Below are 16,726 nucleotides of genomic sequence, written 5' to 3'. Positions count from 1 at the left end.
TACCTTGCAGTATAACTGTCTGTTAACCTGGGTATGCAGAAATCTCTTAACATACCCAATTAAACCAGCAGTCAGTTCAGTTCGCCAGTTCCGACTGTCTCCAGTCACCGAAAGTGCCATCATCTGCGGCTATCCAGGTTTCATAGGTAAAAGTAATCGCCGAAATATCCTTAATAAGTGGAAGCCTTGTCAGCAGTGCGAATACAAGGTGTAGTCGGCATCCAAGTCTGGAACTTAAGAGATTCATAGGTTCAGACTAGCTGTCCTCGTATAGAAACCCTCACTCAGGTAAGCCCTCCTATATAAAGGGCTCATTTAGTTTGAGTGCAAAAATCCAATCCAGAAAGAGATTCTACATAATCAATTAAGGCACCCCACCACATCTAGTTGAGGTGCCCATTTCGTACTGCTTAATTAACGATCAGGTTATGTACAGTAAATATCTCCCATAAGTCAAGAATCTTGCGATTTGCATTTGCATCACCGTTTCCTTCAGCAACAATATAGTTACCATGTCGGACATTGAATAAGGAGATCCGATCACCATCCTCCAAACATCCTGTTCTGTCCGTATGATTAATTAATTTAAATGTTTCCCAGCTATATCTGGCAGAAACGGCTACATCAAGTGCTCCCCATTCTTGGGCACCATAATAATAACCATCGGTGGTTTGCAGCCACACATCGTCACCATCGACAAAGCAGCCCTGCTGGTTGCTATTACCGCTGAGAATAATAGTCTCATGGCTTCCGATTGTTGAAGCATTGGCATTGACTGTTTGCCCACTACCACCATTATTAGTTGCGGTCAAATATTTACCATGGGCGCCCCTTAAAGCAATTTTCATTGATTTAAGTGCGGGTTTACCAATAGCTATATAGCCCACTACGGCTTGCAGATTTTCTCCTTTTTCTTTGTGGGCCTCTTGCACCATTAAACTAATGTCAAAAGAACCTGTTTGTTTATCCTTGATACGAGTACCAATTGTTTCATTCATATTCTTGCCTTGTACCTGGCTCACTAGGACGTAATCCTGTAAATCAATACCTACGGTTTGAAACTCAGGGGTACCAGTTAGATTATCTTCCAGCAATACAGCATTCACATGAATTTCAGCGCCATTAGCTGTTGTATAAGTGCCGGCTTCCATCACCACATAATGCACAGTTTCAGGCAAGTGAACACCATCATTCCATGAAAATTCTGCTACCCGAACCTCAAAACTATTGGAGGTTATATTGCGAATTTCAGTCGTAATAGGGTCGGGACCGGCGATACCAATGACAGAAGTGAATACCACTGGGTTGGTATAGCTAAAATCCAGCTGAACTGTGGTCCATTCGTGGTCTACAGCATAGACTTTATCCGCTTCCCCTCCAACAAAACGTCGATTCTGAAAATGCACCACATCGATTTGCTCACCGCCGTGGTCAGTTTCAGTATCCAAAGATTGCTCCTCAACATTCAGTAGAAAGCACTCGCCGTTAGCGTCTTCCGATATTCGTGAAATAATTGGATCAGGACCATGGTAGCTCACATTTTGATGTAGAAGAATATCATTGGAACTTTCACAGTTACCTTGGCCTGTGCGAGTCAAATTACTAGTTACATCATTTACCTGGTAACCACGTACAGATGCCGTTTCTATGGTAGAAGAGCTATTGGCACCCGCCAGATTCCACATTTCCTGATCGGTTAAATCATCGACATTGGCTTCCCAGCTGTAACCCAGTGTTTTTCCGTCTACCTCAAGAGTAGTTTCCCATACATGTCGCTTATCTGCCCAACTCCAACGCCACTTGCTCTGGATCTTGGCTTGTGAAACTGTGAATATAAAATTACTAAAATCTCCATGAGTCTGAGTATTACCAACAACGGTTGCCCAAACCTGCTCGTCGTCATTGCAGCTGAAAAGCTCTATAGTTTTTCCGTGATCTATAAAGGTTTTTTTATCCTGGCAATGACGATAGACAGCTACGTAACCTTCCCCTTCTCTTGCAAATAACCAGTTATTGAAGCTGGATGTTTCATCAAACTTATCAGCTGGCCAAGTTAAATTAACTGATTCTGTAACAAAGTCATCTATCGGTAGAAAATCCGTGGCGTTACCTACGCCATCCATAAAGCGCAACTCCATAGCCGGCTTGTACAAAACCAGAGCCACATTCTTGTTTTGCTTAATATAGGGCAAGTTCGTATTCATCATATTCTGGCCACCAGCTTTCCAACCACCATTTCCCGCTCCTGAACGTGTGGTAACCTGAAGCGTGCCGGTTGTGGCAACCCAAGGCTGTTGTTGCCAACCGGCATTGCCCGCATGGTAATCTTGGTAAGAGCTCAACTGCACTACACCATGGCGATAGAGATCCAAGGTTTTTTCTGAAATTATAGAACTGGTAGTAAAAGGCGCACTGGTCTCCGTAAGCAGGACTCCAGACATATCAACCAAATCGTCTGCTAGATTGGATTCCACGATAATATCTTCAAAGAAAAAATTTAATCCGGCAACAGGCGTCAGGTAGTATTCCAACATTTCGTCAAGCAGTTCAGGATGAGCATAAGCACCAGCAGATTGGGAAAAAATAATCTTATCTTGCAAATCTAGACCTGCCCATACCGAATCCACCTCATTGATGGGGTGGCCTGAGTAATAGCTGATATTGACCTCGCCACTTAGTTTTTCCAGACGATTATAAGCAACACTGCTAACATCAAGGCTAGTCGTGGCAAATATATCGATATGGTTACCAGCGGTAAATACCTGTGGACCCATGCCGGTGACTAATGCCATATACTCTGAGAAGCTATTTTTCATAGTGTTTACTCCTCCATAACTCCACCCATAGGCCCTTGAATCTGCAGCCGTTGCAGCGCCAAGATCATTTGTCACCATAGCTATATCATTGAGAAATATTAATGCGACCTGCCCGGCTAGCTCCTTAATCTCTTGATCCTTGGCATAGTCGTAAAGATTTAATAACGCGGATATCGAAAATCCACTATAGGTATTTGAAGTAGACTCATAAACACCATATCGTTTTTTAACTTCTAAATAACGTATAAGGCGCTCTTTGATCTTCTGTGGCCCGCCCCCAATATTCCACCCTTCCATTTCCCATAACAACCAGCTAGTGGAAAGCCACATAAGCACATGATTTTCAGAGGTATACACACGTACTCGCTCGGTGTCTTCGTCCTGCCAATAAGGGAGCTTACTAATTTCATTTAGAATCAAGTCATCGTACTCATCACTCTCCGCCAACACACGAATATATAGAATCAACTGCATGTCTGGATTTTTATAAGCATGCTTGCCCGGAGTGAAAAGTTCTGTTAATCGCTGAGCCAATGCTGCCCTATCCAAGGGCAAACCAAGATAAGCCCTGAGAACCATGTGGTCATTATTTGGCTCCTCTCTTGCTGAATCGAAAACTCGCTCTATATAGGCTGCCTGGCGCTCACGAAAGGCTGCTCGATAGGCTGGGTATGATCGAGTATCGTAGTCTGCTAAAGTCCACGGCTGTGCGCCATCTTCAGAGTTTCGGGGCCCCGTGCTAAACCAATCAGATATATCGACATCAAGACCAAAATAGTTTAGTGCGGTAACTGAGTTATCAGCTACCCCAAAGAAAAAATCAAGTGACCCCTCAACTGAATTTGTCAGGCCATCATATAGCCATTCACCAGTGTCTACTAAGAATCCTACAGAGGCAGTTGCGGCATCCTCTACTGTAGTAACTACATCTTCGCTAGTTTCTTCAGCACTCTCCTCAACTTTATCCCAGGTTTCAGTAATCCAGCTTGTGAAATTATCCCATATGCCTGCATGAGCGTATGTGGGCATGATTAGGCTAAATAGAAGCATGATATACACGATATGCAGGCCAGCTCTCTTAAAATTCATAACTAAATCCAAAATTTAATTTTTTTGATAAAAGGATATACCGAACAAGATCTCCCGCCCTTAACGCCAAATAAATAATCAATAAGAAAGTTAATTATCAACAGAGCATTACATTTCCTACCAAAAAAAATCTAAACCCTGATGAAAAAGATATGTAAATCAAAGAGACCCTAATGGCGAAAAAATAATATTAACTTAATCCAATCAACTCAAATTTCACAAACAATCCAGAGAAAAAATTATTTTATCCTACTGTTTAAAATAAAGTTGGTATAAAATAACAATACACACAAAAATATAACAACTAGAACTTTTTACAATTAGAAACTGACAGTAAATCATTGTTTCAAATTTCACAATAACGTGTTTCTAATTAACGAACAATATATCAAGAAATCATCAGTAGACTTAAGCTATAAAATATAATTAAAATTATTCCTAATTACTATCCTTGCCAAGTCACACCTAACTGCATATAAATACAGTTATCTCGTTGATCTGCAAGGGAATGCGCCATGGCTCGCAACAAGGTACAGCTCCAGAAGGGTATTAGTTTGACACAATTCCTTAAAATATACGGCACCGAGGAACAGTGCTTCGATGCTCTCTGCCGGTGGCGTTGGCCCAATGGCTTTAGTTGTTCTTACTGCGGACATGACAAACATTGTGACCTCGCTTATCGAAAGCTTAAGCAATGTAACCGGTGTCGACGTCAGACTTCGATTACTTCTCCCGCGATTTTTGATTCCACCAAGCTCCCCCTTACTACCTAGTTTCTCAGTATCTTCCCGATCACCCTGGATAAGAAGGGTATTTCCTCTATAGAGCTAGCTCGTCATCTGGGTATCTCTTACAACGCTGCATGGCGTTCGAAACAGAAATTCATGCAAGTGATGATGGAGCGGGGCCAAGGGTACAAACCGTCCGGTTTTATTGCGTTGGATGAGCCTATCTCGGTGGTGAGCGTACTGGATGCAAGCCGTGGCGCGGAGCCAAGGATAAAACCCCCTTTGTGGCTGATGTTGAAACAACCAAGGAGCGATGCACCATCCCGTATCAAGCTCACCATTATCAAGGACTTCAAGAGCAGTGAGATTTCTAACTGGAGCAAAAAGTACCTTTGCAGTGGCAGCACAGTTATCTCGGATGGGCCTCCATGCTTCAATGCCATTACAGAGGCCGATTGCGTGCATGACAAGATAGTTTGTGGTGGTGGTTTGGCTTCTGCTGAAGAGCCAGAATTTTATTTTGTAAGTACGGTACTTGGTAATTCAAAGAGTGTACTTCGAAGTACCTACCATTCAATTAAATCGAAATATGCACAGCATTATTTGGCAGAATTTCAATACCGATTTACTCGGAGGTTCGACTTGTCGGCACTTATTCCAAGACTTATTTACCTCTCTCTTCGGACGCCGCCATTGCCGGAAAGGTAGCTGAAAATTGGCTTAGCATAAGTGGTAATTAGAAACTTATTTAAAGCAGCACTAGAAACACTGAAAATCTAGAGCGCCCGTGAATAATACCGCAATATCTCTAAGGACCGTGAAGGCTGTAAATGATAGTCACAGCTCACCGCGAATGGCCGCAGTCCTTTCCAAGACCTGCAACGCAATAGCTGTGGGCTTCAAGACTCGTCCTACGGGGATAGCAAAGCAATTCACTATCTGCGTTGCAACCTCTTAAAAAGACTAGATATTTCTGCGAAATCGCGACTTGATTGCGAGCCGCCCTGAAAGCCGGAGGAATCGTGGAATTATTCAAGGCCTCCATAGTTGAATCATCATGATCTTTGTTGTGTTGTCGCGGCCTTCAGAAATCTATTTTTAGCACAGCTTGAAAAAGCACAATCAACAGCCACCCGCATAGCGGGTGGTATGGTGAAAGCTCCCAGAGGGGGCTAGTTACAACCCCGCCAGTTGCATCTGCTCCTGGCGGTGCTCTTCAACCTCTTGATTCTTGATGTACTCTCGAATCATCTGCTCATCAAGCCCCACTGTACTCATACAGTAGCCCCGAGCCCAAAGGTGTCTTCCTGTGAAATTTCTCTGTACCTGCTTGTATTTCCGAAATAGCTGGATTGCAGATTTCCCTTCCAGGAATCCAACCGTATTGGAAACACTGAACTTCGGAGAAATCATTAACAATAAATGGATGTGATCTCTCATTGCGTACCCCTCGACTAACTCAATGCCCTTTTTACGACATAAGCCTCGGAGTGTTACTCCAATCTCTCGTCTCAATGCCCCAAATAATGCTTTCTTTTGATACTTGAGCACAAATACTACGTGGTACCAATAATGTTTCACATGAGCTTGGCAGTACCAATCTCGCATATGGCCGCCTTATAGAACTTGCCGGTTCATGGAGGCCATATTTTTACCCTGCACGCCGAAACGGCAGAGCTCTGTCGAGTCTCACTATTAGAGGCGGTGGTTTACCTATATGTTAATTAAAACCACCATAACAGATTAAAAAATTTCTTCCAAATGCTGTAGAAAAGGTACCACGGTTTGATCTCTTACAGCTGGATACATATCTCGATCAATAGTGATATGATCCAAATTGACCCAACTTTGAGCATACCAACCTAAATTAACATCTTCTGCCGCATAGACAAAAGAATGCACTCCTGTAAATTCAATAACTTCATCACCACCTGCCAATTGGCGGATATATAAATTATCTTTATAAGGAAACTGAGCATTGAGATCTGTATAGTAGCTCAAGTATTTTGAGTTTTCCGGGTTGCGAAAAAATGAAGAAGTTACCCCCATTTCATTCTGATCCCACTTACAGACCCCATCAAAACTATGAACAATAGTTCGAATGTTACGAAATTCTGGATCATTTCTCAGAGCTTTAGCCAAACGCATTGCTAAACAACCACCTCTGGATGACCCCGCCAAGTAGATGCTTTCAAGATTGGAAGCATAAGCTTTTGACTTTAGCCAATTGAGGTAAGCGCTTTCTATACGAAATTTTTCACCACTACTCACCAAATAGTTAAATTGTGCATCAAAAGCTACGGCAAAGAAGGTATCATCTGCTGGAAAATGCTCTGAATCTAGAATCTGCCGAGCAAGGGAGCGGCCATCTATGTTTCGGGGACAGGATTTTTCTGAGATGCCACAGTTTCTTTTGTAGTTATCCTCCTGGCCTGTTACCGCACTTTCAGAACCGTATCCTGGTGGCTGTTGTCCAGCTGCAATAAATACCAAATTCCGCACATCTTCTCGCGCTGGCTGCCGCACTCTTGCAATCTGAGTATATAATTGATAAGTGTTACTAACACCTTCTTGCTCCCAAGCAAGATACTCAGTTTGAGTATCCTGCCGGGTGCACCAAAAATTTTGACAAAAACGGACACGCTCCAAGTTCACCGATAAATTTGATTTAGGCTCAAGCGCCTGGACCTTGATAGCGCCAAAAAAAACCATTAAGCACGTTAAAAATTTTATTATTTGAATATTCATTTTCCACCACTCTTAAATTAATTTCTTTATAACATCTGGAAATGCCCACTTTAAGCCAAATAGATAAACTCCCTACTTGACCACACGAGATTCTAGCAACCTCAAAAGCCACCAAGAAGAAAACTCAAAAAATATTAATTCTAATTTATTAAAATAGGTAATGAACGGCTCCGAACACACCTAAAGCAACCATCAGGGGTACACAAGCGCCAAACCCTAAAGAGATATAAAAGCCATAAATTCAGACATATACCAACCAGCCAAGCTTCGATAACTCGATAATTAATCGATAACAAACACCACTGTCTAAAATCAGCTAATAGCATTAAACGCACAGACAACAATAAATGGCTTTATGGTAACTTTGCTAACCATATTATTACTAAAGCATAGATAGATGAAGACAAGTGTAACTACCCAATTGAATCACAATATGCTCAACCATAGAGAGCAAAAAAGCAAGGTTGCAAATATTATTGTTTATACCAACATCTAAGAACGATACATAGGAAAAGCGAGCGCACGGACTCACTTAGGTAAATTTACTTTTAGCTCAGGCCGAATCTGACACACCTCTCTTGAGAAAGAGAGATTTACCGATTTTGATGGAGGCACCTATTACAACAATGATCGTTCCCGCCAGGGCCAAGGCCAAGGCCAAGGCCAAGGCCAAGGCCAAGGCCAAGGCCAAGGCCAAGGCAAAAAATATTGAGATCGCACTCGGATGGCAACAATTGAAGATGAAAAAAGCCGAAAGGGGGAATCACAAACCAAATTTGGTCTGATAGAACACCTTCTGAAAAACCGGTAACCGTCAGATCAAGTCTTAACTACTATAGATAATAAGAAAGTAATTAATTTAAATTGGTCAAGAAAATCATTTTCTTAATTATCGCCCATCGCTCAAGGTTAGATATCCTGCTGCCACATAGAAGGAAAATCAACACACTCTCCCCCCATAAACACTCAATGTATTTTGGACACAGACTCACCTCCCGGCCCCCATGATTGCTGACTAAGTCCATCCACTATCTCACATGCATATGCGACCAACCAGTCATGAATATCTAAAAATTTAGCTTCTTATTGTTTTAAGAATGCTATATCCACCTATAAAGTTAAAGTAAAATCCTATCTTGAGGCACTGCTCACTATTAACCAATACACAAGTACCACCTACGGAATTTATCTTGTATTACATAAAATCCTTTTCACTATTCGCGATCCTTGTTATATCGGGTTGCTCATCAAATCAGAGTCAATATATCGTACCCGGTGTATCCCTCAGCAAAGCCTCCAAGTATCATGTTGTTACAGAAAAAGATGATAAGCGAATGCTAGGCAACATCATCGTCAAAGAGCTAAGCAAAAGGGGATATTCTGTATCTAGCGGGCCCAAAGTAGAAATACCGAGTAACGTTAATTATCTAATCTACTATGGATCTCAGTGGCAATGGGATATGACATGGTATTTATTAGACTTTGATCTTAGGGTACATACTTACATAGACAATCTCTTTGTTGCCTCCTCAAACTCATGGCAAACCTCTTTAGCTAGAAAACCTCATAATGAGGTGATTTCTGCTACGGTAGATCAATTATTTGTCACTAACCCCTAATTATATAGAGTTCAAAATGAAAAAAATCATTGCGTGTATGTCACTGGCTGTTATCACATTGACCGGCTGCGTTTCCGCCCCAGCTATTCGTGTGGCTGATGCCGAGGGTATTGAAGCTGTATCAGGGATCAGCATGGGCTGCGAGAATCCCTTTAAGCTCACTCGTGATTGTTCAGGCTTCTCCGGCCCCACTAAATCTATAAACTTGAATGGTCATAAAGTCAAAGTGGCTGGAAACGAAGAGCAAACGATCACCGTTATTTTTGGTGGGAAATTAGTAAGCGGAGTTACCCAGGCGACCAATCTCGGATATGAGCTACTAAAACGAGAGTTATCAAACAGAAACATTAAGATTTTAAAAGTAACTCCAATTGAGTCCTCTGGACTTATGTTTGGCTATGCCGTAGAAACAGATGTTCCACATTACCAAATTTGGGAAGATTACAAAATCTAAATAAAGCAAGGAGAAGTAGTGGCAGCTCCTTTTCTGCCACTACTTTTTCTTAAGAGTTATCATGCCCACCTATAAAATATCTAGCTTATCTATTCAATAGCTCGCCTGATTTTAATATTTTCCAAAACTCAAAAAGCAGCCTTTACGAGGCGAGGCTACTCAATAAAGCAAAAACCTATTATCAACTCCACAAAATCCCTCGCGGCAAACTAAAACCAGTATACTCCAAATGTATAATCCGGCGACGTCCTGGCAGCTGAGTCTTACTTGATGAGTGAATAATATGAGGGCGTATAGCCAGAACGTCCCCTGCTTTTGCTTCAAATGACACAACATCACCCTTGGCTACATAATTCTTTATTTCTTCAGACTCCAACAAGCCATCACGTTGACTATATGGCAACACTTTTAAGCACCCGTTCTCAACATTAGCATCATCAAGGTGTACTCTTAGAGTGATAATCTCTTCCAACACACTGAATGGAGGCTGCACATGCTGGGCTCCATCCTTTACAGTCCAGGGTCCCCATCCAGGCCTATTAAACTTTGAGGACACAGCTACTGTTTTATCCGGATGCCATGCTACATACCAGTTGTTACTATCAGTTTTGTCAAACAATATTGCTCTTACCGGCTGAGGGGGTGAGCCAAATACGATTGGGCCAGATTCAAGACTTTGTCAGATTCTGCAAGCTTTGCTATTAATCGGAATTTCTTATTCGCATTACGTATACCTCCAGAATGACTGGCAAGCTTTAAATCTGCCAAATCACGCTGAAGGTCACTTAACTGGTTATCAGACAGGAAACTACGAATTAGGGAATAGCCGCACTCAATTCCATTTACTTAAAGCAACCCCACAAGACTGGCTGTAAAAAACATAACAAGCACCATCACGATACAAACTGGATTGAGTTTGTCTATAGCTTATTACTGAGCCCCTGCCGCCCTTTGCTCTCACAAATAGCCACAGTTATAAGTTGAATTCGCTACACTCTCTCAACGAGCTTGCCACAACTTGTGAAAATGCTACCCCACACATCATTCATCATCAGACTATCAATTTAAATCGACCATTACTTTCAAAAAAATGTGACTTTTGAAAAAATAAATGAAACTGCAGATACAAACTAACCATGCCAACAAGCCCCCATCACATGCTTCTTTTTTTTAATGGGCACCTGCATACCTTTGACCCTAGATAGACTTTACCTATGTGCAAAATTTCCACTGCCATACTCCACGACGAAGTTTTTGGACCAGCTCACCTTTCTCGCAAGCAAGAACCAATAGTAGTGTTGCCATTCCCTGAAAAACCAATAAAGTAGGACGAAAATAGCACAATAATTACCATAAAAACAAAAAAGTGCTTTGCGTCACATTTTTAGCGCGTAATCCGTGCTAAATTCAGCCCATTCAAGTCGAGGTCAGCTTGATTGATTGCCATGCCGTTAAACGGTAACAGGCTCGCTGTAAGGTAGTACACCCTAACTCGTATTGATATGTGCCTAATAGGCTCAATACCCGTCAGCAGACAATTTAGTAGCATGTCCTCCATACTAAAAAGTGAATATTTACTTACGAGCTTCTTGAAGAAGTAAATTGCCTGAGTGCTGCGATATCAAGAAAAATCGCAGGAGTCACTCATGGTTCAAAATTTCGTGAGAAATCTTCTTGGATTGACTCCGTAAGAAATAGAAATGAAGAGCTCGGGTAGTGAAACAGACTTCACAGTTACGCACAGATTTTTACAGGAAACCAACTGTATACATGCCAGCCATTGCGAGTAATCTACAGATGGTCATGGTATCGATGATTTTTCGATTCAAGGTATAACCTTACGCACCAACACTGCTTCAATTATGCGCAGAGGTGCAAGAGATTCAACAGCTGACTTTTTCCACAACGAAGAGATTTATTTCGATGAGCACTGACAAAAGCAATGACTCCACACCGTTTCTAGCAGGTATGAGCGCTGGTGAACAGCAATCATCTCTCTCGAATTCAGGCGCCAAATCAGTGCTTGGTGAGGGTATCAATTTCCGCGGCGAGCTGATTGGCACCGAAGATCTTCACGTAGAAGGCACTGTGGATGGTACTGTAATTATGGTCGGCCACAACCTTTCTGTCGGTACCGGTGGTGCAGTCACTGCAAATATCCATGCAAAAAATATCGTCGTGGAAGGCACCTTGGATGGAGATGCACTTGCTGACGAATTGATTGAAATCCGCAATACTGCACAGGTCAATGGAAACCTAATCGCACCAAGAATCAAGCTGGATGACGGCGGTAAATTCCGTGGTTCCATGGATATGGTAGATACCGATTCCGAAATGAAGGAGCGTCACAAGGAGTTCTCCGATCGCCTGGTTCACCCAGACCTGCCAGCAACTGAAGATAAGCCTGCAAACCGCTCCCAGAGCAACTCGTCTTACACTTCCAGCAGTTCCACTGCTAGTGATTCCTCCCGCTTGTCCGACACAAGTGACTATCTGTTCGGCGCTAAGGAAACTGAAGAGGAAGCAGAGGAGAGCTAAACCAAGCCACCTCGTGTGATCCTCAATTCAGGCCCCGGCTATTGCCGGGGTTTTAGCTTTTGGTGTGGAAAATATGTTGCAGCATCATTCGTTTGGCATTGCCGCCTTGGTGGATGAAGTCATCCAACCGGGCAGTAAAGTTTTGGATTTGGGATGCCTTTCATTTGGCACCACACAAACCTTTCTGGAATTGTCTTGCCAGACATTTATTGAAGATTTACGCAGTCTTCTTTTGGAAACCTATGCTTCTGATACTCAGAGCAGGGCCAAGCAGCTGTCTGAACATCTCACGAAAAAACCACAGCGAATTAAAATTGACGTTGTGCTCTGCTGGGATCTATTCAATTTTATGGAGCCCGAGCTTATTACTCGACTCATTGAGGAGATTCGTCCTCACTTGAAGCCCGGAACCATTTTCCATACGATGCTTTATACCGGCACAATGCCCGAAGCGCCTGCAGACTTTAAACGCCTATCTGGATTCACTTTTAATACTGCCCCCCTGGCATTGCAGGAGCCGCTGCCCACCCATAGGTACTCCTCACTTAAGCTGATGAAAACGATGGGCAACTTTTCGCTACGCTCTTCCCTCCTGCACAGAAAAAGCATGCGCAAAGACCTTATCGAATTGATGTTCGAATATGGCAACGTAAAATCGCAAAATACTGTCAGGGCTGGGGGCTCCTCAGGGGCAATCTCCGCATTCAGGAAAAATCGCCTTACAGAACTTCCCCTGGCAGCACTCAGTACAGCACTCACCCATACTGCACGCTCACCCATGAGCAAAGCCCTTGATGTTGGGCAGAAGGCCGGCAGGAATATGCAGTACCTCCAGCGCTCGGTTGGTGAGCTGTTTATTGCTGATCTTTATTCTGCAATTATCTGGCATTGTAGTCGCAAGTTACCATTTGATAGTGTGGTACAGGCAGCATTACGGCAGGCGACCCTGCCTGTCAATTTGGATTGTATTTTACTCTGGGATCTGTTGAATTTCTTTTCCGCCGAGGAAATACAATCCATCACCAGCGCCCTTTACCAATACCTTGCGGATGGTGGGGTGATGCATTTTCTGCTATTTAAGCAAGAGCAACTTCCAATCAATTGTGGAGTTTTTGAGATTCAACAATCTGGCCTTGTCGGAACCTATATCCACCCAGCCGGAAAGAAGCAGATAAAGTTTCGCACCATAACCGATGTAGTGAAGTCACTGCCGCAAATGAAAGTGCTTGGCCAGGGCACCGGTCGAGTACCCAACGGGCCTTTTTATCACGAAATAACAATGCAAAAAGTTGTAAAGGATCAATAATGACCCAGTTCTTCTACCACTGGTTGACTAAGTTATCTCCAGAACAGGTGACCGACACCTTTCTTATAGTAATGCTTGCCCTCAGCGCTATCGCCTTGATCTTTTACCCTTTGGGCAAGTTTCCGCGCTTTGTAAAAGAGACTCCATCACTTCTGACCGGCCTCGGTATCCTAGGCACCTTTATTGGTATCATTATCGGTATCTATGGCTTTGACCTGGCTGATATCGACACCTCTATTTCAGAACTCATGCAGGGCCTGGAAACTGCCTTTTTAACCAGTATTTTGGGGTTATTTCTTTCCTTAATACTGCGTACGATCTTTCAAGTATTCAGTAAGGATCAACCAACCAAAGCAACGGCAGATGATATTTTGTTGGCAATTAATGCCCAGCGCCAGGATTTGGCCAAGTTTCAACACGGCATCAGTGAAGAAGTACTACAGTCGCTTAGCTCAGTTGTAGAGAAGTTCAACGAAGGCCTCAATGCACAAATGGGTGAAAACCTGCAGCAGTTCACCCAAAAACTGGAAGCAGTATCCCCTGCCTTACAGGCTTTAATAGATCAACATGAGCAACATGCTGAGTTAGCCACAATCTATCGTGAGCAAACTACGTCACTGCTGATCGAAATCAACGGCGCCCAGGAAAATCTTCTGCAGTTACACCAGCGTATCACCGAACTTCCTGAAATATTTAACGTTATCCCTTCGTTGGTTGAGCAGCAACGTACCCATTCAGAACAAATTTCAGTCATGCTCAATGAGCAGCAGGCATCCATTGAAATCCTGCAAAAATCGATTCCGGATATAGCACCAAAATTCGAATCTCTTACCCAGGGTATTGATAAAGCGAATCAGCAATTGGGTACTCAAGTTCAACACCTGATCTCCCTGAGCGAAACTCAGGCCAAGGTCTTTGAGCAAAGAACGAATAAAGTGGTTGCTCTCGCCGATGTTCTAACTAATATCGATCCCAATCAATTCTCCAGCATCATTCAGGAGAGCGCCAGCAGCCATCGCGAATCAATGACAGAGCTTGCGCAGCTTATCGCCAAGACTCACCAGCAAATGATTACCGAACTATCCCAGGTGATCACTCACGATTTAACCAATGCAGATGTAAGCATCAAGCGGCAGTATGAACTGCTGGATCAGCGATTACACAGTGAAGTAGAAAGCGTAATGGCGGCAATGGGCGATGCTCTCGGTACGCTAAGCGGCGAGTTCTCACGGGACTTCCGCCAGTTGATCCAGCAAATGAAGCGTATCGACGCTCAAGTGAAACAGGTCGCCGGAGAGGAGCATGTTTGATAGCGCTCACTCCAGCAGCGAGTCAAGTGAAAGCCAGTGGATCAGCCTATCCGACATGATGGCTGGCCTGATGATGGTGTTTCTCTGTATCGCCGTCTTTGTGATGCGTTCCCTGATAGATGAGCGCGCCAAGATTCGAGAACTTGCGGAGTCTTATCGGGATACTCAGCTTGCGATTTATCAAACACTGCAGCAGGAGTTTTCCCACGATCTGGACCAATGGGGAGCCTCCCTGGATAAGCAGACCCTTGCCATCTCTTTTAATAACAGTGATGCACTGTTCAAGACTGGCGACTTTACTCTGAGTGACAACGCGCGCGAGATTATGTCTTCATTTGTGCCGCGATACATCGCTGCACTCACTCCTTATATGGATACTATTGCCGCAATCCAAATTGAGGGGCATACAAGCTCTGAATGGGGTGACCAATCCGCACCAGAGGGGGGTTACTTTCACAACTTGCGCCTTTCACAACAGAGATCACGGGCAGTAATGCAATATGCGCACTCCCTGCTACCACCAGCTCAAGCAGTACTGGTACGCGCAAAGGTCGCAGCTGTGGGTTACTCCTCCGCCCGTCCGGTACTCAATGCCAGTGGTATAGAAGACGCAGATCGCTCCCGCCGGGTAGCCTTTAGGGTCGTGCGGGATTCTGAAAGTCATATCCTGCAAATTCTTGAGGAGGCGCTGTGAAGCTAACCAACTTTCAGCTTATTCCCAACCGTAAAACTCAAGTGTCACGGTCTGATATCAAGCCTATGCCTGCAGCGTCTCTCTCATATCTTGCCAGTGGCCAAATAACATCTGTTTCAGGACGCAAGCGTATTCCGCAACAACAGGCTAACAGGAAAGTAAACCGAAATAGCTTGGCCCACGCTATTCGTACAGGCATTCAACTGGATTCCTCAGATCTCGATAGCCTTTCATGTAGCTGGCGCTACCGGGGTATTCCGGTCTTTGTGTTTGGCCTGCAGCACCCCTCTTCCGCACAGGCAGATTCCTTTGGGCAAATTCATTTTTCTCCCAAATGCCCATCGGTAATCAATTTCCAGGGGCCGCTTTGGGCGAGTAGCGACTACGGTGCCGTACTTAAGTCATTTCCACAAGATCAACTAAAGCCCTGCCCACATTGCCTGCGCTACCTTTATAGCTTGGATATTCCCGACCTAGTGCGCAAAGACCGCTTTGGAGCCGTTACCGATATCGACTGGCTGAACTATGCACGATACTTTGCCAGCTCCATTTTTGACAAACACCCAATCTTCTGGCGAAACGGCGAACGCCCCCAGAAAGTGAACTCATTATTCACGGCTGAAAACCCAAAGTATGCCTGCTCAATTTGCCAGTGCCATATAAAGACTCACGGCTGGGCATTAAACCCAGAGCTTGCAAAGCAAAGCGGACTGCCCGAAGAAATTTGCCTTCTGTGTGCCGAGCGGCGTGCACGTGCAGTAATAATGCCATCTCCACAAGCGGCTCTCCGAGCAGCGACACTGCGTTACGAGTCCCTTACAAAGCAGTTGGGCAGCGAACCCCAGGCATCATGGATGGTTGCCGAACAGGTTGTTCCGGCATCATGGTTACCACTGGTACAGAAACTGAAAACCCTAATGGGGCCACCCAAGGTCTTCCAGGTCATTACCCCAAGAGTACTCGCAGTTTTATGCTGGCCAAGCATGGGACGCGCAATCATCGCTGACAACACCAAAGAAGCAAAAGTTCCTCAAAGTTATTCAGTATGGCGTAAATCACAAATAGAAGGGGAGCTGGGCCTCAGCTAGGCATGAACTTTTGAATGCTGCCTTTGGGCAGCTTGTCTTTATAAATTTCTCTGCCCTTACGTTTCACAAACTTTAAGCAAGAGAAGTTTTGGAAGATAGGCAAAATTAGGAAAAAATTTAAATAATTTGCTAATTTCGAACACTACTTAAAAGCTAATAAGTTAAGCTGACCACTACAGTGAAGAATAATTAATGTGCTACGCATGGAGTTTTACTGGCAATACTGCAAGTAAAAACCACTACTACTTTCAAGGACAGGACACTAAATTTCAAGAATTGCTTGTCGTGCAAAGTTCACATCAAAATATTTGTCTTACAGGATGAATATCTTTATCA

At 43.7% G+C, this 16,726-nt stretch carries 13 protein-coding genes; 9 read left to right on the top strand and 4 right to left on the bottom strand.

Annotated elements, in window-relative coordinates; translation table 11 throughout:
* Nucleotides 1–410: 410 nt before the first annotated feature.
* Entirely contained in the window at nucleotides 411–3,905 is a 3,495-nt protein-coding gene (locus tag GL2_RS14920) for a hypothetical protein (protein WP_143731393.1), read from the bottom strand.
* A 515-nt stretch (nucleotides 3,906–4,420) separates the two neighbouring features.
* On the opposite strand from GL2_RS14920, the gene GL2_RS21975 reads away from it, so the two are divergent.
* Both GL2_RS21975 and GL2_RS21970 read left to right on the top strand, forming a co-directional pair.
* The gene (locus GL2_RS21975; RefSeq protein ID WP_232053634.1) at nucleotides 4,421–4,678 is read left to right on the top strand and encodes a transposase; all 258 of its coding nucleotides are present in this window, start codon (nucleotides 4,421–4,423) and stop codon (nucleotides 4,676–4,678) included.
* Nucleotides 4,679–4,687: 9 nt separating this feature from the next.
* Nucleotides 4,688–5,341: an IS1595 family transposase gene (locus tag GL2_RS21970; RefSeq protein ID WP_370452156.1), complete on the top strand. Its 654-nt coding sequence runs from the start codon at nucleotides 4,688–4,690 to the stop codon at nucleotides 5,339–5,341.
* Between the two features lie 468 nt (nucleotides 5,342–5,809).
* Here the strand turns inward: GL2_RS21970 and tnpA are convergent, their stop codons facing one another.
* Complete coding sequence (gene tnpA / locus GL2_RS14910; RefSeq protein ID WP_143731392.1) at nucleotides 5,810–6,241, bottom strand: IS200/IS605 family transposase; 432 nt, start codon at nucleotides 6,239–6,241, stop codon at nucleotides 5,810–5,812.
* A gap of 135 nt (nucleotides 6,242–6,376) precedes the next feature.
* Nucleotides 6,377–7,381, bottom strand: a complete 1,005-nt coding sequence (locus GL2_RS14905) for a hypothetical protein (protein ID WP_143731391.1) — start codon at nucleotides 7,379–7,381, stop codon at nucleotides 6,377–6,379.
* 605 nt (nucleotides 7,382–7,986) lie between these two features.
* On the opposite strand from GL2_RS14905, the gene GL2_RS14900 reads away from it, so the two are divergent.
* Complete coding sequence (locus tag GL2_RS14900; RefSeq protein ID WP_143731390.1) at nucleotides 7,987–8,166, top strand: hypothetical protein; 180 nt, start codon at nucleotides 7,987–7,989, stop codon at nucleotides 8,164–8,166.
* Between the two features lie 850 nt (nucleotides 8,167–9,016).
* Nucleotides 9,017–9,454 carry a hypothetical protein gene (locus GL2_RS14895; RefSeq protein ID WP_143731389.1) on the top strand — a complete coding sequence of 146 codons (438 nt, stop codon included), beginning with the start codon at nucleotides 9,017–9,019 and terminating at the stop codon, nucleotides 9,452–9,454.
* A 181-nt stretch (nucleotides 9,455–9,635) separates the two neighbouring features.
* Here the strand turns inward: GL2_RS14895 and GL2_RS14890 are convergent, their stop codons facing one another.
* Complete coding sequence (locus GL2_RS14890; protein WP_232053633.1) at nucleotides 9,636–10,073, bottom strand: phytanoyl-CoA dioxygenase family protein; 438 nt, start codon at nucleotides 10,071–10,073, stop codon at nucleotides 9,636–9,638.
* Nucleotides 10,074–11,377: 1,304 nt separating this feature from the next.
* On the opposite strand from GL2_RS14890, the gene GL2_RS14885 reads away from it, so the two are divergent.
* The 5 genes from GL2_RS14885 (at nucleotide 11,378) to GL2_RS14865 (ending at nucleotide 16,390) form a co-directional block, all read left to right on the top strand.
* Nucleotides 11,378–11,992 carry a polymer-forming cytoskeletal protein gene (locus GL2_RS14885; RefSeq protein WP_143731388.1) on the top strand — a complete coding sequence of 205 codons (615 nt, stop codon included), beginning with the start codon at nucleotides 11,378–11,380 and terminating at the stop codon, nucleotides 11,990–11,992.
* Nucleotides 11,993–12,065: 73 nt separating this feature from the next.
* Nucleotides 12,066–13,298 (top strand): class I SAM-dependent methyltransferase, encoded by a 1,233-nt coding sequence (locus GL2_RS14880; RefSeq protein ID WP_143731387.1) that lies wholly within the window; start codon nucleotides 12,066–12,068, stop codon nucleotides 13,296–13,298.
* A complete protein-coding gene (locus tag GL2_RS14875) occupies nucleotides 13,298–14,608 on the top strand; it encodes a MotA/TolQ/ExbB proton channel family protein (protein WP_143731386.1) in 1,311 nt (436 codons plus the stop codon). Before GL2_RS14880 ends, GL2_RS14875 begins: the two co-directional genes overlap by 1 nt.
* Nucleotides 14,601–15,302, top strand: coding sequence for an OmpA family protein (locus tag GL2_RS14870; protein ID WP_143731385.1), 702 nt, complete (start codon nucleotides 14,601–14,603; stop codon nucleotides 15,300–15,302). The genes GL2_RS14875 and GL2_RS14870 overlap by 8 nt, the downstream gene beginning before the upstream one ends.
* On the top strand, nucleotides 15,299–16,390 hold the full coding sequence (locus GL2_RS14865; protein WP_143731384.1) for a hypothetical protein: 1,092 nt from the start codon (nucleotides 15,299–15,301) through the stop codon (nucleotides 16,388–16,390). The genes GL2_RS14870 and GL2_RS14865 overlap by 4 nt, the downstream gene beginning before the upstream one ends.
* Nucleotides 16,391–16,726: the final 336 nt, after the last annotated feature.

The organism is Microbulbifer sp. GL-2, from assembly GCF_007183175.1.
Taxonomy (GTDB): domain Bacteria; phylum Pseudomonadota; class Gammaproteobacteria; order Pseudomonadales; family Cellvibrionaceae; genus Microbulbifer.
Note: the sequence above shows the minus strand (reverse complement) of the source record. Positions and strands in the feature narration are given on the sequence as shown.

Bases quoted from the DNA above. Each gene is read 5' to 3' on its own strand.
- GL2_RS14920 (WP_143731393.1), bottom strand. From the start codon at position 3,905: ATGAATTTTAAGAGAGCTGGCCTGCATATCGTGTATATCATGCTTCTA.
- GL2_RS14900 (WP_143731390.1), top strand. From the start codon at position 7,987: ATGGAGGCACCTATTACAACAATGATCGTTCCCGCCAGGGCCAAGGCC.
- GL2_RS14875 (WP_143731386.1), top strand. From the start codon at position 13,298: ATGACCCAGTTCTTCTACCACTGGTTGACTAAGTTATCTCCAGAACAG.
- GL2_RS14870 (WP_143731385.1), top strand. From the start codon at position 14,601: ATGTTTGATAGCGCTCACTCCAGCAGCGAGTCAAGTGAAAGCCAGTGG.
- tnpA (WP_143731392.1), bottom strand. From the start codon at position 6,241: ATGCGAGATTGGTACTGCCAAGCTCATGTGAAACATTATTGGTACCAC.
- GL2_RS14895 (WP_143731389.1), top strand. From the start codon at position 9,017: ATGAAAAAAATCATTGCGTGTATGTCACTGGCTGTTATCACATTGACC.
- GL2_RS14880 (WP_143731387.1), top strand. From the start codon at position 12,066: ATGTTGCAGCATCATTCGTTTGGCATTGCCGCCTTGGTGGATGAAGTC.
- GL2_RS14905 (WP_143731391.1), bottom strand. From the start codon at position 7,381: ATGAATATTCAAATAATAAAATTTTTAACGTGCTTAATGGTTTTTTTT.
- GL2_RS21975 (WP_232053634.1), top strand. From the start codon at position 4,421: ATGGCTCGCAACAAGGTACAGCTCCAGAAGGGTATTAGTTTGACACAA.
- GL2_RS14885 (WP_143731388.1), top strand. From the start codon at position 11,378: ATGAGCACTGACAAAAGCAATGACTCCACACCGTTTCTAGCAGGTATG.